This window comes from Bradyrhizobium liaoningense (assembly GCF_018130955.1).
Taxonomy (GTDB): Bacteria; Pseudomonadota; Alphaproteobacteria; order Rhizobiales; family Xanthobacteraceae; genus Bradyrhizobium; species Bradyrhizobium liaoningense_C.
Genome location: NZ_JAFCJM010000037.1, coordinates 45097 through 71223, shown reverse-complemented (window position 1 = coordinate 71223; position 26127 = coordinate 45097). Strand labels below are relative to the sequence as shown.

General features: G+C 64.5%; 26 protein-coding genes and 1 pseudogene. 13 read left to right on the top strand and 14 right to left on the bottom strand.

The features are described from left to right. Positions 1 to 129: 129 nt before the first annotated feature. Positions 130 to 1026 (top strand): TauD/TfdA family dioxygenase, encoded by an 897-nt coding sequence (locus tag JQ632_RS26190; protein ID WP_212405515.1) that lies wholly within the window; start codon positions 130 to 132, stop codon positions 1024 to 1026. 91 nt (positions 1027 to 1117) lie between these two features. On the opposite strand, the gene JQ632_RS26185 is transcribed toward JQ632_RS26190, so the two are convergent. Beyond that, a complete protein-coding gene (locus JQ632_RS26185; protein ID WP_212405514.1) occupies positions 1118 to 1855 on the bottom strand; it encodes an outer membrane protein in 738 nt (245 codons plus the stop codon). Between the two features lie 236 nt (positions 1856 to 2091). On the opposite strand from JQ632_RS26185, the pseudogene JQ632_RS40500 reads away from it, so the two are divergent. After that, a pseudogene (locus tag JQ632_RS40500) lies at positions 2092 to 2178 on the top strand (taurine dioxygenase); the annotation flags it as partial. A 94-nt stretch (positions 2179 to 2272) separates the two neighbouring features. Here JQ632_RS40500 and JQ632_RS26180 read toward each other — a convergent pair. Beyond that, positions 2273 to 3040 (bottom strand): outer membrane protein, encoded by a 768-nt coding sequence (locus JQ632_RS26180; protein ID WP_212405513.1) that lies wholly within the window; start codon positions 3038 to 3040, stop codon positions 2273 to 2275. Between the two features lie 410 nt (positions 3041 to 3450). Between JQ632_RS26180 and JQ632_RS26175 the strand changes: the two genes are divergently transcribed. Continuing rightward, complete coding sequence (locus JQ632_RS26175; protein ID WP_212405512.1) at positions 3451 to 4296, top strand: N-acetylmuramoyl-L-alanine amidase; 846 nt, start codon at positions 3451 to 3453, stop codon at positions 4294 to 4296. Between the two features lie 42 nt (positions 4297 to 4338). Here JQ632_RS26175 and JQ632_RS26170 read toward each other — a convergent pair whose 3' ends face one another. The 3 genes from JQ632_RS26170 to JQ632_RS26160 form a co-directional block, all read right to left on the bottom strand. Continuing rightward, a complete protein-coding gene (locus JQ632_RS26170) occupies positions 4339 to 5946 on the bottom strand; it encodes a Na+/H+ antiporter (protein WP_212405511.1) in 1608 nt (535 codons plus the stop codon). A gap of 47 nt (positions 5947 to 5993) precedes the next feature. Further along, positions 5994 to 6851 carry a class A beta-lactamase gene (bla, locus tag JQ632_RS26165; protein WP_212405510.1) on the bottom strand — a complete coding sequence of 286 codons (858 nt, stop codon included), beginning with the start codon at positions 6849 to 6851 and terminating at the stop codon, positions 5994 to 5996. A gap of 296 nt (positions 6852 to 7147) precedes the next feature. Further along, positions 7148 to 7522 (bottom strand): nuclear transport factor 2 family protein, encoded by a 375-nt coding sequence (locus JQ632_RS26160; RefSeq protein WP_212405505.1) that lies wholly within the window; start codon positions 7520 to 7522, stop codon positions 7148 to 7150. A gap of 94 nt (positions 7523 to 7616) precedes the next feature. On the opposite strand from JQ632_RS26160, the gene JQ632_RS26155 reads away from it, so the two are divergent. Together JQ632_RS26155 and JQ632_RS26150 are read left to right on the top strand one after the other, a co-directional pair. Further along, positions 7617 to 8057, top strand: a complete 441-nt coding sequence (locus tag JQ632_RS26155) for a GFA family protein (protein WP_212405500.1) — start codon at positions 7617 to 7619, stop codon at positions 8055 to 8057. A gap of 183 nt (positions 8058 to 8240) precedes the next feature. Further along, positions 8241 to 10019 carry a caspase family protein gene (locus tag JQ632_RS26150; protein WP_212405498.1) on the top strand — a complete coding sequence of 593 codons (1779 nt, stop codon included), beginning with the start codon at positions 8241 to 8243 and terminating at the stop codon, positions 10017 to 10019. Positions 10020 to 10022: 3 nt separating this feature from the next. Here JQ632_RS26150 and JQ632_RS26145 read toward each other — a convergent pair whose 3' ends face one another. Both JQ632_RS26145 and JQ632_RS26140 read right to left on the bottom strand, forming a co-directional pair. Further along, positions 10023 to 10703 carry a DUF1345 domain-containing protein gene (locus JQ632_RS26145; RefSeq protein WP_212405497.1) on the bottom strand — a complete coding sequence of 227 codons (681 nt, stop codon included), beginning with the start codon at positions 10701 to 10703 and terminating at the stop codon, positions 10023 to 10025. A gap of 211 nt (positions 10704 to 10914) precedes the next feature. Further along, positions 10915 to 11838: a polyprenyl synthetase family protein gene (locus JQ632_RS26140; protein WP_212405495.1), complete on the bottom strand. Its 924-nt coding sequence runs from the start codon at positions 11836 to 11838 to the stop codon at positions 10915 to 10917. Positions 11839 to 11998: 160 nt separating this feature from the next. Between JQ632_RS26140 and mtgA the strand changes: the two genes are divergently transcribed. The 3 genes from mtgA (at position 11999) to JQ632_RS26125 (ending at position 13803) form a co-directional block, all read left to right on the top strand. After that, positions 11999 to 12673 carry a monofunctional biosynthetic peptidoglycan transglycosylase gene (gene mtgA / locus JQ632_RS26135; protein ID WP_212405493.1) on the top strand — a complete coding sequence of 225 codons (675 nt, stop codon included), beginning with the start codon at positions 11999 to 12001 and terminating at the stop codon, positions 12671 to 12673. 161 nt (positions 12674 to 12834) lie between these two features. Continuing rightward, entirely contained in the window at positions 12835 to 13017 is a 183-nt protein-coding gene (gene rpmF / locus JQ632_RS26130) for a 50S ribosomal protein L32 (RefSeq protein ID WP_024509484.1), read from the top strand. Positions 13018 to 13158: 141 nt separating this feature from the next. Continuing rightward, a complete protein-coding gene (locus JQ632_RS26125) occupies positions 13159 to 13803 on the top strand; it encodes a hypothetical protein (protein WP_212405491.1) in 645 nt (214 codons plus the stop codon). Between the two features lie 147 nt (positions 13804 to 13950). Here JQ632_RS26125 and JQ632_RS26120 read toward each other — a convergent pair whose 3' ends face one another. After that, a complete protein-coding gene (locus JQ632_RS26120; protein WP_212405489.1) occupies positions 13951 to 14214 on the bottom strand; it encodes a hypothetical protein in 264 nt (87 codons plus the stop codon). Positions 14215 to 14437: 223 nt separating this feature from the next. Between JQ632_RS26120 and JQ632_RS26115 the strand changes: the two genes are divergently transcribed. Further along, positions 14438 to 16120, top strand: coding sequence for a bifunctional diguanylate cyclase/phosphodiesterase (locus tag JQ632_RS26115; RefSeq protein ID WP_212405521.1), 1683 nt, complete (start codon positions 14438 to 14440; stop codon positions 16118 to 16120). A 42-nt stretch (positions 16121 to 16162) separates the two neighbouring features. On the opposite strand, the gene JQ632_RS26110 is transcribed toward JQ632_RS26115, so the two are convergent. Together JQ632_RS26110 and JQ632_RS26105 are read right to left on the bottom strand one after the other, a co-directional pair. Then, positions 16163 to 16609, bottom strand: coding sequence for a hypothetical protein (locus JQ632_RS26110; protein ID WP_212405487.1), 447 nt, complete (start codon positions 16607 to 16609; stop codon positions 16163 to 16165). Between the two features lie 26 nt (positions 16610 to 16635). Continuing rightward, a complete protein-coding gene (locus JQ632_RS26105) occupies positions 16636 to 17001 on the bottom strand; it encodes an antibiotic biosynthesis monooxygenase (RefSeq protein ID WP_212405485.1) in 366 nt (121 codons plus the stop codon). Positions 17002 to 17097: 96 nt separating this feature from the next. Between JQ632_RS26105 and JQ632_RS26100 the strand changes: the two genes are divergently transcribed. Further along, positions 17098 to 17562 (top strand): MarR family winged helix-turn-helix transcriptional regulator, encoded by a 465-nt coding sequence (locus tag JQ632_RS26100; protein WP_212405484.1) that lies wholly within the window; start codon positions 17098 to 17100, stop codon positions 17560 to 17562. Positions 17563 to 17631: 69 nt separating this feature from the next. Here JQ632_RS26100 and JQ632_RS26095 read toward each other — a convergent pair whose 3' ends face one another. Both JQ632_RS26095 and phaR read right to left on the bottom strand, forming a co-directional pair. After that, positions 17632 to 20493, bottom strand: a complete 2862-nt coding sequence (locus tag JQ632_RS26095; protein ID WP_212405482.1) for a PAS-domain containing protein — start codon at positions 20491 to 20493, stop codon at positions 17632 to 17634. A gap of 384 nt (positions 20494 to 20877) precedes the next feature. Next, the gene (phaR, locus tag JQ632_RS26090) at positions 20878 to 21462 is read right to left on the bottom strand and encodes a polyhydroxyalkanoate synthesis repressor PhaR (protein WP_212405480.1); all 585 of its coding nucleotides are present in this window, start codon (positions 21460 to 21462) and stop codon (positions 20878 to 20880) included. A 317-nt stretch (positions 21463 to 21779) separates the two neighbouring features. Here phaR and JQ632_RS26085 point away from each other — a divergent pair, with 317 nt between their 5' ends. The 3 genes from JQ632_RS26085 (at position 21780) to JQ632_RS26075 (ending at position 24913) form a co-directional block, all read left to right on the top strand. Then, positions 21780 to 22958 carry an acetyl-CoA C-acetyltransferase gene (locus tag JQ632_RS26085; RefSeq protein WP_212405479.1) on the top strand — a complete coding sequence of 393 codons (1179 nt, stop codon included), beginning with the start codon at positions 21780 to 21782 and terminating at the stop codon, positions 22956 to 22958. Between the two features lie 220 nt (positions 22959 to 23178). Then, complete coding sequence (gene phbB, locus JQ632_RS26080; RefSeq protein ID WP_140976760.1) at positions 23179 to 23904, top strand: acetoacetyl-CoA reductase; 726 nt, start codon at positions 23179 to 23181, stop codon at positions 23902 to 23904. Positions 23905 to 24043: 139 nt separating this feature from the next. Continuing rightward, entirely contained in the window at positions 24044 to 24913 is an 870-nt protein-coding gene (locus JQ632_RS26075; RefSeq protein ID WP_212405477.1) for a DMT family transporter, read from the top strand. Between the two features lie 8 nt (positions 24914 to 24921). On the opposite strand, the gene JQ632_RS26070 is transcribed toward JQ632_RS26075, so the two are convergent. Then, positions 24922 to 25344: a cupin domain-containing protein gene (locus JQ632_RS26070; RefSeq protein WP_212405476.1), complete on the bottom strand. Its 423-nt coding sequence runs from the start codon at positions 25342 to 25344 to the stop codon at positions 24922 to 24924. A 9-nt stretch (positions 25345 to 25353) separates the two neighbouring features. Further along, complete coding sequence (gene gloB / locus JQ632_RS26065) at positions 25354 to 26121, bottom strand: hydroxyacylglutathione hydrolase (protein WP_212405475.1); 768 nt, start codon at positions 26119 to 26121, stop codon at positions 25354 to 25356. Positions 26122 to 26127: the final 6 nt, after the last annotated feature.

Below are 26127 nucleotides of genomic sequence, written 5' to 3'. Positions count from 1 at the left end.
TCCAGCCAAGCCGCGCGACGCGCGCCACCAAATCGCGCCGTAGCTAGCGCGGCTTGGTTGGAAGGCCGAGGGGGCCCATTATCCCATCTACCATGCTCCCCAATCAAGAACGATCGGGAGACATCACCCATGAGCTCACTGTCCGGCAAGCAAGGTCCGCGCTATCGCCACATGGCGGAGGACGGCGCGCCCTATGAGACGCACCAGGTCGAGAAGCTCACCCCGATCATCGGTGCGGAGATTTCCGGTGTCGACATCGGCAAGCTTGTCGATGGCGATTCCCGCTCCAACCGGCAGATGGACGAGATCCATCGCGCGCTCGCGGAAAACCTCGTCATCTTCTTCCGCGACCAGCACATCACGCCAAAACAGCATCTCGCCTTCGGCCGCAAGTTCGGCGAGCTTCATTTTCATCCCGCAGCGCCCCATGAGGACGAAGACCCGGCGCTGATGAAGATCTACGCCGACAAGAACTCGCCGCGCGCCAATGGCGAGGGCTGGCACTCCGACGTGTCCTGCGACCTCGAGCCGCCGATGGGCTCGATCCTCTACATCAAGCAATGCCCGCCGCGCGGCGGCGACACGCTGTTCGCCAACATGTACGCGGCCTGTGAGGCGCTGTCGGATCGCATGAAGGCCTATCTCGGCGGGCTGACCGCGCTGCATGACGGCGAGCCGATCTATCGCGGGCTTTACGCGAACTATGGCGTCGCCGATAGGCCGAGCTATCCCAATGCCGAACACCCCGTGGTGCGCACGCATCCGGTGACGGGCAGGAAGGCGCTCTACGTCAATCGCGGCTTCACCCGCCACATCAACGGCATCCCCCGCGACGAGAGCGACGCTGTCCTGGCCTATCTCTACCAGCACGCTGAAAACCCGCTGTTCCAGTGCCGCTTCCGCTGGACCGAGAACGCCATCGCCTTCTGGGACAACCGCTGCACCCAGCACCGCGCGATGTGGGACTACTGGCCGCACACAAGGTCGGGCACGCGGGTGACGGTGAAGGGGGAAAGGCCGGTGTGAGCACGCGACCGGCAGCTTGTGTGCTGGATCACACGCAAAGAAAAAGCCCCGGGGCGATGCCGGGGCTTTTGTTTGTCGGAGATAATCTCGATCAGTACTTGGCGACGACCGGGCCGCCGAACTTGTAGGCGATGCCCACGCGAACATCGTTGATCGTAACGTGGTTTCCGACCTCCGCGCTGTTCGTCGCAGTGGAGACAAAGCTAGCCGTCCCCAGATCGGTGTAGCGATACTCGACTCGACCCAGCCAATTGCCGGAGAAGGCGTATTCGACACCCGCGCCAGCCGTCCAGCCGATACCCGACCTGACGCTAGCCGTGACGAAGGGATTCGCACCGGCAACCCCATACGAGGTGTCCCAGCTACCCCAGGCGGCGCCCGCCGTGCCGAACACCATCCAGCGGTCGAAGACGAAGCCCAGCCGGCCCCTGACCGAACCGTAGTCCTTGATCTTCGTTCCGATGGCATACGGGCCGCCGACGCCCGCGAAGTTGCCGCTGGCATTCAGGTCCGAAGCCTGCCAGTCAGCCTCGACGCCGAGCACGACGTTACTGATCTGATAGTTGCCACCGATAAACCCGCCGCCGAGCACGCCGCTCGGGTTGAGGCTGTAGGGTACTGGAAAGAGTCCACCTGAGTTGGTCAAGGTGCCGGTCGACCGGCCCCAGCCGTAACCGACGTCGGCACCGAGGTAGAACCCCGTCCAGTCATAGACGGCAGCCATGGGAGCCGGCGCCTTGGTGTAGGGCCGGGCCGCCAAATCGGCCGCAGAGGCAGCCGTGGTGAGAAGGAGGGAGGCAGCGACGGCTGCGAGGACGGACTTCTGCATTTCTATTTCCCGAAGCAAAGTAATGACGTCGAATAGCGACTGGGCGCAATCTATAAGCACGGCCTGCCATCGTGTCCGTCACGCATCTGCAACAGTTGAACGCATTGCGCCTGATTTCTTCGCTCTGAGCGACGGAATGACTGTGCGTCGCGCGCCGTCCCCGCGACTCGATGAGAACAATCGTCATGTTTTCAATAGGTTGTCGACTTATCCGTCGATCCTGACCGGCGTAGCGACGATGCCCCGAGCATCGCGCGATGTGGGACTACTGGCCGTATACAAGGTCGGGCACACGCGTGACGGTGAAGGGGGAAAGGCCGGTGCGAGCACGTGATCGGCAGCTTGTGTGCCGGGTCACACGCAAAGGAAAAGCCCCGGCATTGCCGGGGCTTTTGTTTGTCGACGAGATTTTGTCGATCAGTACTTGGCGACGACCGGGGCGCCGAACTTGTAGCTCACGCGGCCGAGGACAGACCAGTCATCGAAGCGGGTGCTATGATTGCTGGCGGAGTTAAGAGCGCCATTGGTTGCAAGCGACCTGTTCGACGTAAGACCTCCGCAGCAATTGCCGAAATCGTAATAGTTTCCTTCGACGCCGACGATCCAGTTGGAAGACGCCATCCATTCGATACCACCGCCGGCAGTCCAGCCGACCTTCTTCTCGCTGCGCTCATTGTAATCGGCCAAGTCCTGGATCCGGGTCCGAAGTTCGGTGAACGCGGCGCCGCCCTTAACATAGAAAAGCATGGGACCACTCGTCACGCCGAGCCTTGGCGTAATCGTCGCGATCCATTCCTGTTTGGTATGGAAAGTGTCGGTGCCCGGAAAGAACGGGCTAATCGCGCTGGCCTTCAGGTCGGTATAGTCGATCGATCCTTCCAGGCCGAATACGATGTTGCTCGTCTGCCAGTTGTAGCCACCGTGGACACCGCCCATGAAGCCGTTTGCATTGAAGCCAAAGCTGTCACCTGCGGCAAGATTGTAGTGCCCCCTAGTCTCGAAATCGAAACGTGGATCGCTGGAAACGTAGCCGGCGTTAAGACCGACATAGAACCCCGTCCAGTCATAGACGGCAGCCACGGGAGCCGGCGCCTTGGTGTAGGGCCGGGCCGCCAAATCGGCCGCAGAGGCAGCCGTGGTGAGAAGGAGGGAGGCAGCGATGGCTGCGAGGACGGACTTCTGCATTTCTATTTCCCAAAGCAAAGTAATGACGTCGAATAGCGACTGGGCGCAATCTATAAGCACGGCCTGCCATCGTGTCCGTCACTCATCTGCAACAGTTGAACGCATTGCGCCTGATTTCTGCGCTCTGAGCGACAGAATGAGCGTGCGTCGCGCGTCTTCCCGGCGACTGGATGAAAACAATCGTCGCATTTTCAATCGGTTGTCGACTTATCCGTCGACCCTAGCCGGCGTAGCGACGATGTCCCGAGCGTCGCCATCCGCTCGCGTTGACGGCCTTCCTGCCTTGCGTCAACCTTACCAAAATACAACCGACTCCCGGAGGGCTGCCCATGCTCCGCGCCGAGGACAATAATAGAGGCGACGTCGCGGGTTTTGTCGGGCGTCCTCGCATCGCGGCGGCGGAGTAGCGCTTGCGGCAGGTGCGGAGCATCATCGCCGGCCTCGTCGCGTTTCTCGTCGCGCTGTCGTTTGTGCCGACGGGCTCGGGCATCGCAGCTCCGGCCAAGAAGCCCGCGCTCGTCAAGCCGAAGTCGAAGCCGAAACATAGACCCAAGCCGGCGCCGCTGCCGGCGGTGAAGTGCGAGAAGCCAAAATTCCGGATCTTCGTCGATGTCGGCCATACCCCGGAATCGTTCGGCGCGTTGAGCGCGCGCAACGACACCGAGTTCGGCTTCAATCTCAGGCTCGCCAGGCTGATCGTCGGCAAGCTCAAGTCGGAAGGCTTTGCCGCGACGCGCCTCTTGGTCAGCGAAGGCAAGGCGAGATCGAGCCTGCTGAGGCGGGTCAGCGTGGCCAATGATGCGAGAGCGGACTTCTTCCTGTCCGTCCATCACGACTCGGTCCCCGACAAATTGCTCGAGGAATGGGAGTTTGAAGGCGCAAGAAGCTATTTCAGCGACCGCTTCTCCGGTCACTCGATGTTCGTGTCCCGGCAAAATCCGCACTTTGCGATCAGCATGATGTTTGCGCGCCTGCTGGGTAAGGAGCTGAAGGAGCGCGGCCTGCGCTATGCCACCCAGTACACAATGCCGCTGATGGGCCGCTACCGGCATCCGCTGCTGGACAGGGATCTCGGCATCTACAGCTACGACCAGCTGGTGGTGCTCTCGCGCACCCGAAGCGCAGCGGTGTTGCTCGAGGGCGGTTCGATCATCAACCGCGATGAGGAGATGGCGATGAACTCGCCGGACCGGCATGGGTTGATCGCAGGCGCGGTGGCGGAGGCGATGAAGGAGTTTTGCGAGAAGCGGCAGTAGTTGTCTGGCGAGGCTTCTCCGCGTACTTGCGACAGCTACGCGCTACAGCGGCACCCGCTGATATTCCCGGTTCGCCAGGCTCGCCTCCTCCAGATCGAGGTCGCGCTCGATGCGCCGCCTTGTCTCGTCGGTGATCTGACCGTCACGCAGCAGCACGTGGATGAATTTACGCTCGGCGGCGATCAGCTCGCGGGTCAGCGCGGTGCCGGTCGCGGAGACGTCATGGCGGGTCGGATCGAGCGAATCAGGAAGCTGGTTGGCGCGGATCTCGTGGCGGGCGCGCAGCAGTCTGACGACCTCTTCCGAGAGGTCCTTCTGGGCGGTCATGGTGTCGAGCGATTTCAGCGCAGCATCGAGCGCCTGCCTGCGCGCGGAGATCTCCGCCTCGTGCTCGGCGACATGCTCGTGGCGGCCGGCTTCCGCCACGCCGAGCCATCGCACCAGCGCCGGCAATCCGAGGCCGACGCCGACCAGCGTGATGAAGATGACGCCGAAGGCGACGAACAGGATCAGGTCGCGATAGGGAAAGGCCTCGCCGCTGGGAAGAGCAAACGGCAGCGCCAGCGCGGTTGCCAGCGAGACGGCGCCGCGGACGCCTGTGAAGGCGAGCGTGAACACCCATTGCCATGGCGGCGACGGATCGCGCTCACGGAGATTGCGACTGAGCATGCGCGGCAGATAGGTCGCGGGATAAAGCCAGGCAAAGCGCGCGATGACGACGATGGCGACGACGACCGCGGTCGCGATCATGATCTCGTCCAGTGGAAACGTCTTCGACTTCTCGTAGAGTTCGCGCATCTGGAAGCCGGTGAGCAGGAACAAAATGCCCTCGATCAGATAGATGATCAGGTCCCAGAAGAAGATGCCCTGCAGGCGCGTGGCCGAGGAGATCCACAGCGGCCCGTTCCAGCTCACATAGAGGCCGCAGGCGACGGTTGCGATCACGCCGCTTCCACCGACATGCTCCGGCAGCCAATAGGCGATATAGGGCGTGATCAGCGAGAGCGTGAGCTCGACCTGCGGATCCCGCGCCCATTTGCGGGCACGCAAGGAGAGCCAGCCGACGCCGATGCCGAACGCGATCTCGCCGGCGACGATCAGCATGAACTCGCCACCCGCCAGCGGCAGCGAAAAACTGCCGGTCATGATGGCGGCGAGCGCGAAGCGGTAGAGGATCAGCGCGGTCGCGTCATTGGCGAGCCCTTCGCCTTCGAGCACGACGAGGATGCGCCGCGGCATGTGCAGCTTGCGCGCGATCGCGAGCGGGGCGACCACGTCGGGCGGGGCGACGATGGCGCCGAGCAGGAAGCCGATCGTCCAGGGCATGCCGATCAGGAAGTGTGCGGCAGTCGCCACCATCGCGGCGGTGAAGATCACGCAACCGACCGCGAGCAGCACGATCGGCCGCAGATTGTTCTTGAATTCGCGCCAGCTCATGGCGACGCTCGCCGAATAGATCAGCGGCGGCAGCACCATCAGCAGCACGAGCTCCGGCGGCAGCTCGACCGGCGGCATGCCCGGCACGAAGGCAAGCCCGACGCCTGCGAGCATCAGCAGAATGGCCGGCGCGACGTTGAACCGCCGCGCCGCGAGCGCCGTTCCCGCGAGCACGGCGAGCAGGATCAGAAAGGTCTGAAATTTGGCTTCCATGACCGTTCACTTGCCTCGGAAGCGCAGGCCTGGTCAATCCGGCCCGATCAGGCCAGCTTCTGTCCCACCATGCGCCCAACGGCGGCAAAGACCGCCTGGAGCTGCGCGGCGTCAGGCGTGCCGCCTTGCGTATAGGCCGCGATCAGGATCGGCGTCTCGGGTTTCGGCCACGCCACCGCGATGTCGCCCGAGGCGTCCTTGCCGTTGTTGCCGGTCTTGTCGCCGATCTTCCAGCTATTGGGCAGGCCGCCGCGCAGGCGGTTGGCGCCGGTCTTGCAGTTCACCATCCACTCCGTGAGCTGTGCGCGCGATTGTGCCGACAGGGCGTCGCCGATGACGAGGCGACGCAAATTGCCGGCCATGGCCACCGGCGTCGTGGTGTCGTTGGGATCGCCGGGCGGGGAACGGTTGAGCTCGGGCTCGTTGTGATCGAGCCGCGACACGTTATCGCCGATGCCGCGCCAGAACGCGGTCAGCACGGCCGGGCCGCCGATCCGCGCCAGCAGCAGATTGGCGCAGCTATTGTCGCTGATCTCGACGATTGCCTTGCACATGTGGGCGACCGACATCGCGCCAGCCGCGAGGTTCTCCTTCGCCGCCGGCGCATAGTCGAGCAGGTCGGCCTTGCCAAAAGAGATCATCGCGTCGAGTTTTTCCTCGCCGCGATCGACGCGTGCAAGCACGCAGGCCGCGAGCGAGGCCTTGAAGGTGCTGCACATCACGAAGCGCTCGTCGGCCCGCCAGGAGAATTTTGCGCCGGTTGAGAGGTTTTCAGCATGAACGCCGATCCTGCCGCCGCTCGCTCGCTCATAGGCCTCAAGGTCAGGCGGCGCGTCCTGCGCGCGTGCGGGGCTGACGGCCATGAGGGCAAGGCCTGCCAGCAGGGAACGACGATCGAGGGGCATGGGAATCCTTAAAAGCGACTGAAGCAAGGTGGCCGGTACGGAACCAAACGATTCTGGTTTCAGCCAGTGGCGCTCGCGATGACGAGTTTGTGGGTCGACCGCTCGGTTTCTTCGCCTCGCCCCGCTTGCGGGGAGAGGCCGACGCGCGACGCGCGGCGGGTGAGGGGGACTCTCCGCGAGTCCAACTGGCGCCGTCCTTGCGGAAACTTCCCCTCACCCCAACCCTCTCCCCGCAAGCGGGTCGAGGGGGTGCAGCACCTGCGCCTGTGGCGCGGATTTCGCTCCCAGGTCGTTCCTCACTCCTTCAGATCGTACCGATACGACTTCGACACGATCTGCCAGCCGTCGGCGAGCTTCATCGCCACCAGATAGTCCGTGAAATAGCGCGGCGGCAACTGACACTTGACCTTGATGAAGGCGGTCTTGTCGTCGGAGCGGTCGATGGTGACGATGAAATCCTCGCGAGGCTTGCCTTCCGACTTCGCGGAGGCGCGCTTGCGCACCCAGGCGAGCCAGTCCGGCACGGTCAGGATCTTCAGCTCGCCCTTTTCCACCCAGCGCAGGTCGGCCGAGGGGTGAAACACCGCGCCGAGCTTGTCGGCATCGCCTTCGTAGAGCGCGTCGAAATAGCCCTGCACCACGGCCTCGACGCTCGAACGGTCATAGCTCATCGGTCGTCCTCCCAAAGGTTTGTTCGCGGCAAATTTAGTCGCGCGCGCCCAATTGCGCTATGGGTGACTGCGGCGCCCGCACGAGGATTTCGTCATGGCTGCATCAAAAGAAAAGAACGCTCGCATCCTTGCCGGCGAATGCTATTGCCGTGCCGTGCGCTACGAGGTGGCGGATGAATTCTCCTATGCGCTGAACTGCCACTGTTCGAACTGCCGCCGCACCACCGGCGCCGCCTTCAAGCCGTTTGCTGGCGTCGAGCGGAGCAAATTCCGCGTTGTCGGCGGCGAAGACGCGCGCATGATCTATGGCGACGACACCACCCAAGAAACGAACCATGACGCGCATTGCCGGCGCTGCGGCTCGCTGCTCTATTCCGTGGTGCGCGACGGCCAATGGGTGCACATCGCGATGGGAACGCTGGTCGACGCCCCGACGATCCGGCCTTCAGCCCATATTTTCGTGGGCTCCAAGGCGCCCTGGTACGAAATCACGGACGATCTGCCGCAATATCCGGGGCATATCGGCGCCGGGTGAGGGCGGAGCAGGGCAGGGAACTCGCCGCCGCTCAATCCTGAGCGAACCGCTATGGCGCTGGCGAGACTAATGAAAAGGGTTCCCGGCGCAGGATTCGTGATGTCCCTCACAAGCCGCGGGGCCGGATCTTGCTACCAAGGCTGAGAGGGTGTCGAATTCCCCTCGTTTTTTGGAAGCCGTGCCATGCGCAATCTGTTCAGGTTTTGCCCGCTTCTCCTCGCTCTTGCGCTGTTGCTCGGCGCCGAGCCCGCCTTTGCCGCCAAACGCGTGGCGCTGGTGCTGGCCAATTCCGCCTATCAGAACGCACCGTCGCTCGCGAACCCCGTCAATGACGGCAGCGTGATGGCGAAGACGCTGAAGGACGCCGGCTTCGACGTCGTCGATTCCCGCCATGACCTGTCGGCGCTGGATACGCGGCGCGCGCTGCGCGATTTTGCCGATGCGGCGCGCAGCGCTGATATCGCCGTGGTCTACTACGCCGGCCACGGCATCGAGGTCGACGGCTCGAACTATCTGATCCCGGTCGACGCCAAGCTCGAGCGCGACACCGACGTCTACGACGAAGCGCTGTCGCTCGACCGCGTGCTGGTCGCGATCGATCCGGCAAAGCAGCTCCGGCTGGTGATCCTCGACGCCTGCCGCGACAATCCCTTTGCCAAGTCCATGAAGCGCACGATCGCCTCGCGCGGCATCGGCCGCGGCCTCGCCCAGGTCGAGCCGACCAGCCCCAACACGCTGATCGCCTATTCCGCGAAGGCCGGTTTTACCGCGCAGGACGGCGACGGCGCCAACAGCCCGTTCACCGTCGCGCTGTCAAAACATCTGACGACGCCCGGCCTCGACGTCCGCCGCGCCTTCGGCTTCGTGCGCGACGACGTGCTCAAGACCACCAACAACAAGCAGGAACCGTTCGTCTACGGCTCGCTTGGCGGCGAGGACGTGCCGCTGGTGCCGGCGAAGGTCGCCGCTGTTACGCCTGCGCCGGTGGCGCCGGCCAATCCGCAGGCCGAGGTGCGGCGCGACTACGAGCTCGCGCTTCAGGTCGGCAACAAGGCGGCGTGGGACGCGTTCCTGGCGCAGCATCCGGACGGCTTCTATTCGAGCCTTGCAAGACTCCAGGTTGACAAGATCGCGGCCGAGCAGGCCCATGCGGCGGCGATGGAGAAGGCCAAGCAGGCCGAAGCCGAGCGTGATCGCCTTTCGGCTGCGGGCGCGCAGAAGGATGCGCAGGCCAAGGCCGAAGCCAATGCCAAGGCCGCCGAGCAGGCGCAGCTTGCCGCGCAGCAGGCCAAGGAGCAGGCGCAGAAGCAGGCGGCGGCCGCCGAGCAGCAGCGGGTCAATCTCGCTGCGTCGACGCAGGACAATTCGGCGGCGCGTGCGGCGCCCGCCGGCACCAACGTTGCCGCACTGACGCCGGCGACCTCGCAGCTTGGTCTCACAAAATCGGTGCAATCAGAGCTCGGTCGCGTCGGCTGCTTCTCGGGCTCGGCCGACGGCAATTGGAACGCGGCCTCGCAGCGCTCGCTGACGCTGTTCAACCGCTATGCCGGCACCAAGCTCGACGTGAAGGTTGCCAGCACCGACGCGCTCGACAGCATCAGGACGAAGCAGTCGCGCGTCTGCCCGATGGTATGCGAGCAGGGCTACAAGGCCGACGGTGACAAGTGCACTAAAATCGTCTGCCGTGACGGCTATGTGCTGAACGACGACAATGAATGCGAGAAGAAGCGCGCCAACAAGCCGGCGACAGCCAAGCGCGACGACGGCCAGCAGCAGGAGCGTCCGGCACGGCAGCGTGCGCAGGCGGGAGCTGGCGCGGCCGCAGGCCGGGCCTCTGGCGGCGGCGCGGGTCAGATCTATTGCAACGACCTGATCTGTCGCCCGGTCAAAAAGGGCTGTCACCTGGGATTCCGCGGCGGTGGCGGCTACGGGGCCGACCCCAACCCGGAGGTCTGCAACTAGCCGCTACGAGGATATGGCGCTCGCCGCAATATTGACGGTGAGCGCCAGCAGCGCCGTGTTGTAGATGAACGAGACGATGCCGTGCGCGGTCGCGGTGCGGCGGATGGTCTTGTCGGTGATGCCGACGTCGGAGACCTGCGCGGTCATGCCGATCACGAACGAGAAGTAGACAAAATCCCAGTAATCGGCGTGGTCGTCCTTGTCGCCGCTCGGAAACTGCAGGCCGCCGGCCGGGTGGCGATAATAGTCATGGGCATAGTGCAGGGCGAAGGTGGTGTGCACGGCGGCCCAGGACAGCGCGATGGTGGCGATCGCAATTGTCAGCTCGAACACGCCGCGATGGGGAACGCCGAGCTCGGAGACGATCGCGGCAATGCTCGCGAAGGCGCCGATCCCGACCACCAGCAAGATCACGAAGCGACCGTCGTCTTGCATCGCTGCAGATCGGCGGATGTGCTGATGATCGTTGTTCAGCATCATCGTGTAGACCAGCACCAGATAGGCCGCGATCAGCGCGTCCCAGCCGATCAGGAGCCGTGTCACCAGGCGGAACGAGCCGGGCAGCAGCAGGCAGACGAGGATGCCTATGGCGAGCGCGATGAAGGTGCGCGGCCGCGCATAAACCACGCGCATCGGCCGCGACATTTTTCGGAAGCGAACGAGGACGGGATCGTCGTTTTCCATCGCAAGCTGTCGCTCCCCAGGTGGACGTTTGCTGTTGCCGCGGCGGTGGTGCGCCCCCTCGCCCCGCTTGCGGGGAGAGGTTTGGGGTGAGGGGGACTCTCCCCGGGGGAGGTGAGAGTTGGATTCGCGGAGAGTCCCCCTCACCTGGAATTCAAGCTAGGCTTGAATTCCGGCCTCTCCCCGCAAGCGGGGAGAGGCGAAGATCGTACGGTCAGTTCTTCCGCTCGGCGACGAAGTGTGCGGCGGCTTGCAGCACGGCGGCGCGGTCGCCGAAGATCGAGACCGCGGCGTCGGCGCGCGCGAGCAGATCGCGCACGCGCTGCTTGGCGCCTTCGATGCCGAGCTGGGTGACGAAGGTGGTCTTGCCCATTGCAGCGTCCTGGCCCGAGGGCTTGCCGAGGGCGGCCGCATCGCCTTCGACGTCGAGCAGATCGTCGGCGATCTGGAAGGCCTCGCCGAGCGCGCGGCCGTAATCGTCGAGCGCTTGATATTCCTTCTGCGTCGCCTGGCCGAGGATGGCGCCGGCGATGCAGCCATAGCGCAGGAGCGCACCGGTCTTCATCTGCTGGATACGCGCGACGTCGACCGGCTCGCGGTCGCCAAAACGGCCTTCGCCGGCGAGATCGAGCATCTGGCCGCCGACCATGCCGCCGATGCCGGCGCAGCGCGCCAGCGCACGCGTCAGCAGCAGCCGCACATTGGCGTCGCGATGAATCTCGTCGCGGGTGATGATGTCGAAGGCGAGCGTCAGCAGGCCGTCGCCGGCGAGGATCGCGGTCGCATCGTCGGTCTTCTTGTGCAGCGTCGGGCGGCCGCGACGGAGGTCGGAATTGTCCATCGACGGCAGATCGTCATGGATCAACGAATAGCAGTGGATGCACTCCAGCGCCGCGCCGACGAGCAGCGCGGCCTCGCGCGGCACGCCGAACACGGCGGCGCTCTCGACCACCAGGAACGGCCGCAGACGCTTGCCGCCGTTCAGGCTCGAATAGCGCATCGCGTCCATCAGCCGCTTCGGCCGCGCGATCTCGTCGGACAGGATGTCGTCCGACAACAACCTCGCCAGCAGGGCTTCGGTATCGTCGGCGGTCTTGTCCAGGCGTTTGGCGAAGTCGGGCGGGGTCGTGCCGGTCATCAAGAAAGGCTCCAAATGCGAAATTGGCCGGACAATCCTTTATGCGGGCGTGTCAGTCAATCATTTGGAACGCCTTAAAAGCGCTGGAAAAGACCCGAATTATCACAGACTTAATAGTTGAGCTGTTGTTAAGTCTCATGGCCCCGCCGGAAAGCCCCGCTTGCGCGCCGTCAAAATCCTCCTGCTGGTGTGTCTCGTCGCGCTTCTGGTGCCTTATCTGATCACGCCGTTCTACCGCGGCGGCCATCCCGTCTCGACCCTGATGGCCTGGCGTTCCCTGCGCGGCGCGCCGATGCATCGGCAATGGATCGATCTGCCGGCGATGTCGCCATATCTGCCGCGCGCGGTGGTCGCCGCGGAAGATGCCCATTTCTGCAAACACCACGGCATCGACTGGGGGGCGCTGCGCGAGGCGATCGACGACGCGCAGGAGGACGGCACGCCGTTCCGGGGCGCCTCCACCATCACCCAGCAGGTGGCCAAGAACCTGTTCCTCTGGCAGGGGCGGGATCCGATCCGGAAGGTGCTGGAATTCCCCCTGGCGCTGTGGATCGACCTGGTCCTGCCCAAGCCGCGGATTCTGGAGATCTACCTCAACATTGCCGAGCTCGGACCGCAGGGGCAGTTCGGCGTCGAAACCGGGGCGGCCTATGCCTTCGGCAAATCGGCCGCCAATCTCTCGGTGCGGGAGGCGGCGCTGCTGGCCTCGATCCTGCCCAACCCGGTCAAGCGCAGTGCCCGTACGCCCGGGCCGGGCGTCCGGCGGCTGGCCGGGACCTATGTGGCGCGGGCGCAGGCGAGCTCTTTACAGACCTGCTGGCGGGAAAATCGCTGATTTCGGGTCCTTTTCGGGCACTTTTTCCGGCCCAGAACCCTAGCTTTGTGGGTCTCCTTCCTCTATAAGCGCGGCCTTGATCGGCATTCGCTCGCCCCGTTTTGGTGCTGAGCCGTCCTCTGGACGATGCCCCCGAACACCAATCCCTAGAGGATATCGAAATGGCCGTTCCGAGACGTAAAACCTCGCCGTCGCGCCGTGGCATGCGCCGCTCGGCGGACGCGCTGAAGAAGCCGACCTACGTGGAAGACAAGGACTCCGGCGAGCTCCGCCGTCCGCATCATCTCGACCTCAAGACCGGCATGTACAAGGGCCGGCAGGTCCTGAAGAAGAAAGAGTCCTGAGGCCGGTGTGTTCTCGGGCGGGACGTTTTGACCCGCCTGAATTCGGCCCACCAGTGAGTTAAGACGGTGACGGCGGCGGAGCCAATGCTTCGCCGCCGCATTGTCCTGCCCGGATGTCCTGATCAGGAAGGCTTGAAAGCGATGGTCGGTTTCCCGCTGCTTCTCATCCCGCTCGCGGTCTACAACATCATCGCCTTCCTGATGCCGAGCGTGTCCTTTGGCGACGTGCTGTTCAGGGTGCCGATGATCACGGGCGAAGCCTGGCCTGTCACGCTCAACGACCTCTTGCTTGCGCTCGGCATCGTGCTGTTGCTGCTCGAGATCGTGAAGGGTGCGCGGCCCGGCTCGAAATTCCTCATGGATCACCTGCTGTCGCTGATCGTGTTCGGCGCGGCCGCGGCCGAATTCGTGATGTGGCCGAAGTTCGGCAACTCCACCTTCTTCCTGCTGACGCTGCTCGCGATGGCCGATTTCTTCGGCGGCATCGCCCAGCGCACGCGCCGCCGCGTCGTGTACGCCGAGGCTGCGCCCGTCTCGCGCAAGGCCCGCCGTCGCGAGGCCGAGGAGACTGAGGAAACGCCGGCGGTCGAGTCGAGGTTCGAGCCGGTGCCTGCACCGGCTCCAGCACCCGCGCCGCAGCCCGCACCATCAGCGCCGTCAGCGCATTCGGTTGCCGAATCCGTGCTGAAGGATCATCCCGCGCCGCGGCCGACCGCGCCCGAAGTCTCGCCGCAGCTCCAGCCGAGCAACAGCACGCCGGCCCCGCCCGACCAGCCGCAGCGCTGATTCCTGTTACCGCGTCGGCGGTGCTCAACCTCTCCCATAGGGAGAGGTCGGCGCGAAGCGCCGGGTGAGGGGTTGCGCTCTCACTAGGGACCTCACCCGATTTGCTGCGCAATCGATTGAAGCGAAGGTCCGCGAACTAATCAGTGCTCAGGCGACCTGCCGGGTCCGCGCGCTGACGCTGGGCAGCGGACGCTTGTCGCTGTAGGCGATATTTGCATCCGCGGGCGAAGCCCGGCGCAAGCGGCTCGCCTGCGGCACGTGCTCGGCATTGGCGATCAGCTGGGTGACGAAGCTCGGGTCGGGGCGCGGCAGTGCCGCCTTGCACACCCAGGTCAGCGTCGGCGTCAGCGGGACCATGGCGGTTCCCGTGCCGCACTCGCCTGCCTCTCCTGGTTGCTCGGTACTCAACATCGCATATCCGGCTCGGCTGTCGCGTTCTGGGACGCGACGCCCTCTGCGTGTCATGTACTCGCAAGGCCTATGCCGGACGGGCCAAAATGGTTCCCGGGCCCTTTGCGAACGTGGTTTCCAGACTGTTAATGAACTTTGCCTAGGGTCGAAGGCGAATCTGGCTCTATCCTGAGCCGGCGGAAGGCTCCCGCTGTCCCGAAACGAGGCGACCTTGACCCTTTTCATGCCGCAGGCCTCCGACATCCTCGCCTCCCTCGGGCAGGCGGTGTTCGTCTGGGACCTTGCCAGCGACGCCATCCAGTGGGGCGACCAGGCCGGCCAGATTTTTGCGGGCATCCCGCCGGAGCGGCTCGCCTCCGGTGCCGAATTCGCCAAACTGATCGAGCCCGCGCAGTCGATCCGGACCGCAGCGCTTGCCCAGACCTCCGCCGTGCATGGCGCCGACGGCACGCCCTACCGGGTCGAATACGGCGTGCGCATGAGCGCCTCCGAGCCGGTGCTCTGGATCGAGGAGACCGGGCGCTGGTTCGCCGGCCCCGATGGCCGGCCGGTGCGCGCGCAGGGCATTGTCCGCGTCAACAATGAGCGCCATGCCCGCGACGAGGAACTGGTGAGGCTCGCGCGTCTCGATCCGCTCACCGGCGAGCTCAATCGCACCCATCTGATCGCTGCACTCGCTGAGACAATCGAAGAGTCGACCCGCTTCCGCTCGTCCTCGGCCTTCATGCTGGTCGGCATCGATCATCTCGCCCGCGTCAACGACGCCTTCGGCTTCGATGTCGCCGACGCCGTGATCCTCGACATCGCCAAGCGCATCCGCGCGCGGCTGCGTGGCGGCGACGTGCTCGGCCGCTTCTCCGGCAACAAGTTCGGACTGATCCTGAAGAACTGCACCATCGACGACATGAACGTCGCGGCCGAACGTTTCCTCGCCGGCATCCGCGACGATGTGGTGCCGACGAAATCCGGTCCTGTCTCGGTGACGGCCTCGATCGGCGCCGTCAGCGTGCCGCGCTATGCGCGCAACGCCGATGAAGCGGTCAACCGCGCCCACGAGACGCTGGATGCCGCAAAGCGCCGGCGCGCCGGTTCGTTCGGCATCTGGCGTCCGAATGCCGAGCGCGATGCGCAGCGCCGCGTCAACATCCGTGTCACCGACGAGATCGTCACCGCGCTGAACGAGCGCCGCATCGTGCTCGCCTATGAGCCGGTGGTGGCGGCGGCCTCGCGCGAGGGTGCGTTCTACGAATGCCTGGTGCGGATGGAGCAGGGCGACGGCTCAACGCTGCTCGCGCCCGACATCGTGCCGGTCGCCGAGCGGCTCGGTCTGATCCGCCTCGTCGACCACCGCGTGCTCGAGCTCGTGGTCGCCGAGCTTGCGGCCTCGCCGCATGTGCAGCTCAGCCTCAACATCTCACCGGATACGACCATGGATCCGGACTGGTGGGCGTCCATCGAATCGCTGATGCGCGCCCATCCGGGCGTTGCCGAGCGGCTGATCGTCGAGATCACCGAGACGGTCGCGATCCAGGACATCGACGACGTCCGTGCCTTCGTCGGCCGGCTCAAGCACTTTGGCAGCCGCATCGCCATCGACGACTTTGGCGCCGGCTACACGTCGTTCCGTAACCTGCGCAAGCTCGGGGTGGACATCGTCAAGATCGACGGCGCCTTCGTGCAGAACATCACCCGTTCCGCCGACGATCGCGCCTTCGTGCAGACGCTCATCGACCTCGCCCGCCGCCTCGACATCAAGACGGCGGCCGAATGGGTGCAGGACGAGGAGGCCGCGAACCTCCTGCGCGACTGGGGCTGTGATTTCATCCAGGGCCGCTTCATCGGCCTTGCGTCGGCCGAGCGTCCATGGGGCGTGCCGCCGGACAGCGCGCTGCCCGTGGCGGGCTAAGAATTCGTAGAGATCGCAGGGTGGGTTAGCCGAAGGCGCGCGTCACGCCGGTTGGCGGCGTAGCCGGCCCTTCATTCTGAGGCCGTCCCTCATGTTCAAACCGAGCAGCGCCATGTTTGTTGCGCCTGCGGCCAGTTCGAGCGCCTGCACTGCATAGAAGGTCGTATCGAACTCGCCGGCGCCCGCCTTGGACGCGAGGAACAGCGCCGAGGGGATGAGAACCAAAATGCCGTTCGCGGCGATGAACGGCATGCGCTTGATCTTCGCCCCGACCAATCCGGCCCGCCGCCCTTTGGCGAGGCTGAATCCCGAGCCTCCCGCTGCGGCCAGCGCCGGAATGAGCAGCAGGAAGCCCCATGGTATCGCCGTCTTGACCAGCGCGATGACCGCGTGGGGGGCAAACAGCTCGGTCAGCGCCGTCGACAGCCAGAACGCCGCAATCGTAACGATCGCGACAGTGCCGGCGACGGGATGGATGCTCTTGATCATGTCGTGTTGTCCTTGGCGCGCGACGCCTATGCGACGCAGATGTCTGAAATCGCGACCTTCTGGAACAGGTGCGGGCTCGCCACGGCCGAAGCCGGGTAGGCCGAAATCTTTGCGCGGAATTCCGGATGGGTGAACGCGGCGCGGAAGGCGGCGGTCGATTCCCACACCGCGTAGTTCAGATAGGTCGGGCTGTCGCCGAGCGCGCGGTGAAGCTGGGTGGAGATGAAGCCGGGCTGCCGCTTCATGAAGCTGGCGTCGTCCTGCCAGGTCTTCAGGAACTCCTGCTCGTCGGCCTTGTCGAGCGTGAACACGTTGACCAGCACGACGGGGCCGGTGTCGATCGCGATCTGGCGGTCGATCGGGAAGGCGGGGTCGAGAGGACGCAGGGGCATGCTTAGGCTCCGTCAATTTGGGTATATGATGTCAATTTGGTATGATGGGTTATAAATAATTGACATGATGATGTCAAGATAGAAATATGGTGACAAATGACCAAAGCCAAGCGGACGCCGTCGGGCGATGCCTTGACTGATTTCATTCTCGACCTGTTCCGCGCCAACAGCCTGCTGCTCACGGCCGGCGACCGGCTGGTGGCGCAGCTCGGCCTGACCAGTGCCCGCTGGCAGATCCTGGGGGCCATCGTCAGTGCAGAGCGGCCGGAGCCGGTCGCCTGGCTTGCCCGCAACCTCGGGGCCAACCGCCAGAACGTGCAGCGCATCGTCAACGATCTCGAACGCGACGGGCTCGTCGCATTCGAGGTCAATCCGCATCACCGCCGCGCCCAGCTCGTCGTTCTCACCGGCAAGGGGCAGCAGACCTTCGACGCTGCGCTCCGCTTGCAGGCGCCATGGGTCAACAGTCTCGCGGACGGGCTATCGGTCAAGGACATCGAAACCGCGCATCGCGTGGTGACGGCACTGCGCGATCGGCTGGAAGGCAACGGGGAGGAATGAGGCGGCGAGCTCTTACAGCGCGATTCGCTGCGCTCCCTCTCCCCGCAAGCGGGGCGAGGTGAAGATGGATCACGCCACGCGGCGGATCGCGCTCAGCCGCTCGATCGTGCGATCGATCTCCGCGGCCGGGCAGGGACGGCCGAAGTAGAAACCCTGCACGGCGGTGCAGCCGGAGGCGCGGACGAATTCGAGTTGGTCAGACGTCTCGACGCCTTCGGCCGTGGTCTCGACGCCGAGCACCGAGCCGAGGCTTGCGATGGTGCGGACGATCGCGATGCTCTCGGGGCTCTCGCCGAGCGTGCCGACGAAGGAGCGGTCGATCTTGATCCGGTCGAACGGGAATTTGCGCAAATAGCTGAGCGAGGAATAGCCGACGCCGAAATCGTCGAGGCTGATGCGCACGCCGAGCGCGCGGAGCTGGTGCAGCGTCTCGATGGTGGTCTCGTTGTCGTCGAGCAGCGCGGTCTCGGTGACCTCGAGCTCGAGCCGTTGCGGCGGCAGGCCGGCTTCGGCCAGCGCGTTCGTGACCATGGCGACCAGACCGCGCGAGCGGAACTGCACCGGCGACAGGTTCACCGCGATCGTCATGGAGTCGGGCCAGCCGGCCGCGGTGGCGCAGGCCGCGCGCAGCACCCACTCGCCGATCGGAATGATGAGACCGGTCTCCTCCGCGATCGGAATGAACTCGGCCGGTGACACCATGCCGCGCACCGGGTGCTTCCAGCGCAGCAGCGCCTCGAAGCCGGTCAGCTCGGACGTATCGAGGCGGACCTGCGGCTGGAAGACGAGATGGAATTCGCGCGCTTCAAGCGCGCCGCGCAGATCGTGCTCCAGCGCGTGCCGGGAGCGCGCGTGCTCCTCCATCTCGGGCTGGAACAGCTGGTAGGCGCCGCGGCCCTTCGCCTTGGCCTGGTACAGCGCGAGGTCGGCGCATTTCATCAGCTCGTCGGTGTCGAGCCCGTGCTCGGGCGCGAGCGCAATGCCGATGCTGACGCCGACATGGATCGACTGGTTCTCCAGCGGCGGCGGCCGGCCGATGATCTCGACCAGGCGGCGTGCCAGCCGCTCGGCCGATTCCGGCTGTGGTCCGCGTTGCAGCAGCGCGAATTCGTCGCCGCCGAGCCGCGCCACCGTGGCGTGCTCGCCGGCATGCTCCTTGAGTTGCGCGGCCACCCAGCGCAGCAGGCGGTCGCCGGCCGCGTGGCCGAGGCGATCGTTGACGGTCTTGAAGTTGTCGAGATCGAGGCACAGCACCGCCATCTCGCCGCCCGCCACGGCGATCTCGGCCAGGCCCTCATTCATCTGGTCGCGGAACAGCGTGCGGTTGGGCAGGTCGGTCAATGAATCGTGCCGCGCCATATGGGCGACACGCGCCTGCGCCTTGTGGCGTTCGGTGACGTCCTCGTAGGTGACGACCCAGCCGCCATGCGCCATCCTCGTGTGGTTGAGCTTGATGATGCGGCCGTCGGCGAGATGGCGATGCAGCGTGTGCTCGCCCTCACGCAGCCGCTCGATATAGTCGGCATAGAGCTGCGCCGCGGTCGTGTTCGGGTGGATGCCGAGCGAGCAACTATGCTCCATGATTTCCCGCATGGAGATGCCGGGCTTCACGACGTCAGGCGAGAGGCCGTACATCTCGATGTAGCGGGTGTTGCAGACGATCACGCGCAGATGGCTGTCGAGCATGCACAGCCCCTGGCTCATGTTGTTGAGCGCGGCGTCGAACCGGCGATACTGCTCGCTCAACTCCTCGATCGCGCGTTCGCGCTCGGTGATGTCCTCATAGGTCGCGACGAAGCCGCCCTCGGGCAAGGTGCAATAGCGGACCGAGACCACGGTGTTATCAGCCATGCGCCGGCGCATCGCGGAGTGGTCGCGGCTCGCGATCCGGGCGCGGGCAGCTTCGAGAATTTGCTGCGGCGAATATTCTGAGGCGAAGGCGCCGTTGGCGATCGAGCGCTCGATGAGCTCGGCGAGGTGCGTGCCGGGTTTGGCCTCGTCCGGCGACAGCCGGTAGATCTCACGGTAGCGGTTGTTGCAGATCTTGAGGCGCATGTCGCTGTCGTAGAAGCAGAGGCCGTGCGCCATGTTCTCGAGTGCGCCGTCGAGCAGCCGGTTCTGTTGCTTCAGGGCCTGTTCCTGTTGCCGCCGCTCGGTGACGTCTTCATGCGAGGTCACCCAGCCGCCTTCGGGCAGGAAGCGCGAGACGGCTTGCATGATCCGTCCGTCGAAGCGCTTGAGAAACACCATGTTCGGGCTTTGCCGGCGAACCTCTTTCATCCGGTTGTCGTGGAACGTTTCCGTCGGCATTTCGGCCGAATTGCCGCGCGAGAACCAGTGGTCTACCAGATCGCGATGCGACACGCCGGGCTTGATGATGTCAGGGTCGAGACCATAGAGAGCGATATACTGGTTGTTGCAGACGATCAGATTGCCCTCGGCGTCGTACATCACGAGGCCGTGCGACATGTTGGCAAGCGCATGCTGACTGCGCTCGGTTTGCAACCGCAATTGTGCCTCGAGCCGGGCGAGGCGGCTGACGTCGTCGCAGATCGTCATCCAGCCGCCCTCGGGCAGCGGCTTCAGGTCGAGCGCCAGCACCAGGCCGTTTGACAGCCTCTGCTCGGCGCGAAACGGCTTGCCTGCCGAAAGCTGCGCGATGCGCGCGCGAAAGAGATTGTCGACCTCACTCACGGGAAAGTTGCCGAGCGAAGCAGAGTGCGCGAGCACGTCGCGATAGCCCGTTCCGAGCCGCACCACGTCGGCCGACATGTTGAACAGCTCGAGATAGCGCCGGTTGAACAACACGACCCGGCTGTCGGCGTCGTAGACGCAGACGCCCTGCTCCATGCGGTCGAGCGCAAGCTGGCTCAGCGCGAGCAGCGCTTCCGCGCTGGCGGCCTCCGGCCTGGTCTTGCGGTTCGTCGTCATCGGTGGGGAGCTTCTCGGGCGGGCCAACACACTTAACGCAACGTAACTGAGGCGCTGAGCGTAGCGATGATCCGGGAAAATTCCCTTAAGCGCGGTAGTTTACGGAGGGTGACTGCGGGGTGTGATTCCCACGCGCGCCGTCAGCGCCGCGAGCATGATTGCCGCGTCTGCAAATGCCTCCCCACGGTCGTCCTGGCGAAAGCCAGGACCCATTACCCCAGGGAGAGATTTGGCGAAGATTGGGAGTCGTGGATCTCGTTCGGTACGCGCACCGTGTGCGATCGAGGGATCACGCGGTATGGATCCTGGCTTTCGCCAGGACGACATCGTAGGGCAGTCTTGTGAGATGGCTTGCAGACAGCCGCGGCGTACGAAAGAAAGGACCTACTCGTCCTTCTTCGACATGCGCTCCAGCCGCTCCTGCATCTCCTTCATCTGCTGGCGCAGCTCGTCGATGTTGGCATCCTTGGGCGGCTCGGTGCCGGCATCGGGCTCGGGCTCCGGCGAGGTGGTGCGCGGCGCGAACGGCTTGAACATCGAGAAGGTCTGCTGGAACAGCTCCATGTTACGGCGGACCTGCTCTTCCAGCGGGGCAAACGGCGTGCCGGACAGCGTGCTCGCGATCTGCTTGCGGAACTTCTCCTGCTCCTGGGTCAGCGTTGCGATCGACTGCTCCAGATATTTCGGCACCACCATCTGCATGCTGTCGCCGTAGAAGCGGATGAGCTGGCGCAGGAAGGTGGTGGGAAGCAGGTTCTGGCCGGCCTTGTTCTCCTGCTCGAAGATGATCTGTGCGAGCACCGAGCGGGTGATGTCGTCGCCGGTCTTGGCGTCATAGACCAGGAAATCCTCGCCTTCCTTCACCATGGCGGCGAGGTCTTCGAGCGTCACATAGGTGCTCGTTCCGGTGTTGTAGAGCCGGCGGTTCGCGTATTTCTTGATGGTGGTGGGTTGGTCTGATTTCGCCATGGGCTCTCACTTGAACGACGCTGAGAACGGAACCTGCGGCAGTGCCGCAAGGCGCGGGGAAGAGTACGCAACGCAACAAAATAAGCATTTTCAACGGCCTCACGCTACCGTTTTGTGCGCCACGGTTAATCGGGGAGCAAAAAGTTGCTTGCGAAACAGCCAAGAACGCTATTTTGAATGCGGTGCGGCGTAAAACCGGCCCCCGGCCAATTGACATGCCGCAACGACGTTAACAGGATGACATTCGAGACTGGCGAGCCCGTTTCGATCGCCCGCCTGCCCCTTCGACAAAGAACCTCAAGCCCCAGGAGATGCCCATGTCAGACGATGTCGTCATCGTCAGCGCCGCCCGCACCCCGGTCGGAAGCTTCAACGGAGCCTTCGCGACCCTTCCCGCCCATGATCTCGGCGCGATTGCCATCAAGGCCGCGCTGGAGCGTGGTGGCATCGAGCCCGGCCGGGTCTCCGAAGTCATCATGGGGCAGATCCTGACCGCCGGTCAGGGCCAGAACCCGGCCCGCCAGGCCGCGATCGCGGCCGGTATTCCGGTGGAGAGCCCGGCCTGGGGCGTCAACCAGCTTTGCGGCTCAGGCTTGCGCTCCGTCGCACTCGGCTACCAGGCGCTGGTCAACGGTGATTCCGACATCGTGGTCGCCGGCGGCCAGGAATCGATGAGCATGGCGCAGCACGCCCAGCACCTGCGCGGCGGCGTCAAGATGGGTGCGCTCGAATTCGTCGACACCATGATCAAGGACGGCCTGTGGGACGCCTTCAACGGCTACCACATGGGCAACACCGCCGAGAACGTGGCCAAGCAATTTCAGATCACCCGCGCCCAGCAGGACGAGTTCGCGGTCGCTTCGCAGAACAAGGCGGAGGCCGCGCAGAAGGCCGGCAAGTTCAAGGATGAGATCGTTCCGGTCACCATCAAGACCCGCAAGGGCGACGTGGTCGTCGGCGACGACGAATATCCGCGCCACGGGGCAACTCTCGATTCGATGGGCAAGCTGCGGCCGGCCTTCGAAAAGGACGGCACGGTGACGGCCGGCAACGCATCCGGCATCAATGACGGCGCTGCTGCTGTCGTGCTGATGACCGCAAAGCAGGCCGCCAAGGAAGGCAAGAAGCCGCTCGCGCGCATCGTTTCCTGGGCCCATGCCGGCGTCGATCCGAAGATCATGGGTACGGGCCCAATTCCCGCCTCGCGTTTGGCGCTCAAGAAGGCCGGCTGGAGCGTCGGCGATCTCGACCTGATCGAGGCCAACGAAGCCTTTGCGGCGCAGGCCTGCGCGGTCAACAAGGACCTCGGCTGGGATACGTCCAAGGTCAACGTCAATGGCGGCGCGATCGCGATCGGTCATCCCATCGGCGCTTCCGGCGCGCGCGTGCTGGTGACGCTGTTGCACGAGATGCAGAAGCGCGATGCCAAGAAGGGCCTCGCCACGCTCTGCATCGGCGGCGGCATGGGTATCGCGATGTGCCTGGCGCGCGACTAAAACGTAACGCGTGCGCTGCACGCGGCTAAAAAGGCGGCGGTTGCATCTCAAATATTCTTCGCAACCGCGTAGGCCTCGACTAAAGACAAACGCCCGGCTCACCGCCGGGCGTTTTGTTCTTGATGTCCGTCAAACGACCCGCATAATCCGTCATTAAAACGATCGCTGAAATCTTCGGAAGTGTCCAAGGAAACGTCTAAGTCGAGGGAAGGAATACAATATGGCACGTGTCGCATTGGTCACGGGTGGTACGCGGGGCATCGGTGCTGCAATCAGCAAGGCGCTTAAGGCTGCGGGCTACAAGGTCGCGGCGAGCTACGCCGGCAATGACGCGGCGGCGGAGAAGTTCAAGGCCGAGACAGGCATTGCCGTCTACAAGTGGGACGTCAGCTCCTTCGACGCCTGCGCCGCGGGCGTGAAGCAGGTCGAGGCCGAGGTCGGCCCGGTCGACGTGCTCGTCAACAATGCCGGCATCACCAAGGACGGTGCCTTCCACAAGATGAGCCTGGAGCAATGGAACGCCGTGATCGGCACCAATCTCGGCTCGCTGTTCAACATGTCGCGCCAGGTCATCGAAGGGATGCGCGGACGCAAGTTCGGGCGCATCATCAACATCTCCTCGATCAACGGCCAGAAGGGCCAGTTCGGCCAGGTGAACTATTCTGCGGCGAAGGCCGGCGAGATCGGCTTCACCAAGGCGCTCGCGCTGGAGAACGCCAAGGGCGGCGTCACCGTGAATGCGATCTGCCCGGGCTACATCAACACCGAGATGGTGCAGGCGGTGCCGAAGGACGTGCTGGAAAAATCGATCCTGCCGCTGATCCCGATCGGCCGTCTCGGCGAGCCCGAGGAGATCGCGCGCGCGGTCGTGTTCCTCGCCGCCGACGAGGCCGGCGCCATCACCGGCTCGACCCTGTCGGTCAACGGCGGCCAGTACATGGTGTGATGCGTTCGCATCACGGGCGCGCGTAACGCAGACGTCGTCATGCCCGGGCTTGTCCCGGGCATCCACGGCCTTAAAACCATCGGCCATCGAACACGTGGATGGCCGGGTCAAGCCCGGCCATGACGAAAGTATCTGGCCGATGACTTCCCGCACCGCGACGCTGATCGGATTGACCGCAGTATTGCTGTGGTCGCTGCTCGCGGTGATGACGGTCGCGACCGGCACGGTTCCGGCGTTCCAACTCGCCGCGATGACCTTTGCGATCGGCGGTCTCGTCGGCCTTCTCACCTGGATCGGGCGCAGCGAAGCGGCGGCGAGCTTGCGCCAGCCGCCGGTGGTGTGGGCGGTCGGCATCGGCGGCTTGTTCGGCTATCACGCGCTGTATTTCCTCGCGCTGCGCTTCGCTCCGCCGGCGGAAGCGGGCCTGCTCAACTATCTCTGGCCGCTGTTGATCGTGCTGTTCTCCTCGTTCCTGCCGGACGAGCGGCTCGCCATTCATCACGTCATCGGTGCTTTGCTCGGGCTGATTGGCACGGTGACGCTGTTTGCCGGTAACACGAGCGGTTTTGATCCAGGGGCGGTGCCGGGGTTGATCGCGGCTTTCATCGCGGCCTTTGTCTGGGCAACCTATTCGGTGCTGTCGCGCCGGCTCAAGGCAGTGCCGACCGATGCCGTCGCCGGCTTCTGCCTGGCAACCGCCGTGCTCGCCGCAGTGATGCACGCCCTGTTGGAGACGACGGTGTGGCCGCAGACCACATTGCAATGGCTCGCCGTGCTCGCGCTCGGCATCGGCCCGGTGGGCGCCGCGTTCTACGCCTGGGACATCGGCATGAAACGCGGCGACATCCGCGTGCTGGGTGCGGCCTCCTACGCGACGCCGCTGCTCTCGACCGGATTTCTGATCGCCGTCGGCTACGCGAAAGCCAGCGCCAATATCGCCATCGCCGCCATTCTCATCGCCGGCGGCGGCTTGATCGCGGCGAAAGACATGGTGTTGAAGAAGAGGTAGCTCGCGGCTTACGGCTCCCAGCCCTGCGGCGCGAGCTCGAATTTCGCGAATTCGAAGGCCGGTGCCACGGTGCAGCCGACCAGCGTCCATTCGCCGGTGCTCTCGGCGGCCTGCCACGCCTGCGCGGGCACGATCGCCTGCGGCCGATCGCCGCCCAACAGATCCGTGCCGAGCCGCACCACGTGCTGCGAGCAGCCGTCATGGGCGATGCGCAGCGTCAGCGGGCTGCCGGCATAGTAGTGCCAGACCTCGACCGCATCGATGCGATGCCAGTGCGAGCGCTCGCCGCGCGCGAGCAGGAAATAGATCGAAGTCGAGCGCGACCGTCCGTTGGCGTCCGTGGTCTGGTCGCGAAAGGTCTCGCGGTAATGCCCGCCCTCGGGGTGCGGTCGGAGCTCGAGGCGCGCGATGATCTCGGCTGCTGTCGGCATTGATCCCCGTCAGGACTTGTTCTTGCGTTCGCGCAATTCGCCGAACACGATGGCGGCATCCGCGCCCTTCATGTGTAGCTTGGTTGCAACCGAGGGTTCATCAGCGCGCAGGAACACATTTGCTCGCTTCTCATCACCAAGCAGTGAGGGAATGGTCGGCTTGTTCTCGGCACGGAGCTTCGTCACCTCCGCCGCGCGGGCCTGCAGCGCCGGATTGTCCGGCTCGACGGTCAGAGCGAATTTGACGTTGGAGGCGGTGTATTCGTGGCCGCAGTAGAGATTGAAGTCGTCAGGCAGCGCGCGCAGCTTCAGAAGCGAATCCCACATCATCGGGTAGGTGCCCTCGAACACGCGGCCGCAGCCGATCGAGAACAGCGTGTCGGCGGCGAACACCGTTTTCTCCGCATCGAAGACATAGGAAATATGGTCGAGCGTATGACCGGGCGTTTCCAGCACGCGCGCGAGCAGATTGCCGATCTTGATGACGTCGCCGTTGACGACCCGCAGGTCGACATTGGCGATCTTGGTGGTCTTGTCATGCGGGGCGACGACGCGGCAGTTATATTTCTGCTTCAACTCGGCAACGCCGCCGACATGGTCGCCGTGATGATGGGTGATCAGGATGTCGGTGAGCGTCCAGCCCTCCCGCTCCAGCGCCTTCAGGATCGGGCCGGCTTCCGGGGCGTCGACCGAGGCGGTCGCCTTGGTTTCCACATCGTGGATGAGATAACCGAAATTGTCGTTTAAACAGGTGAAAGTACGAATTTCGGCGGCCATGACATC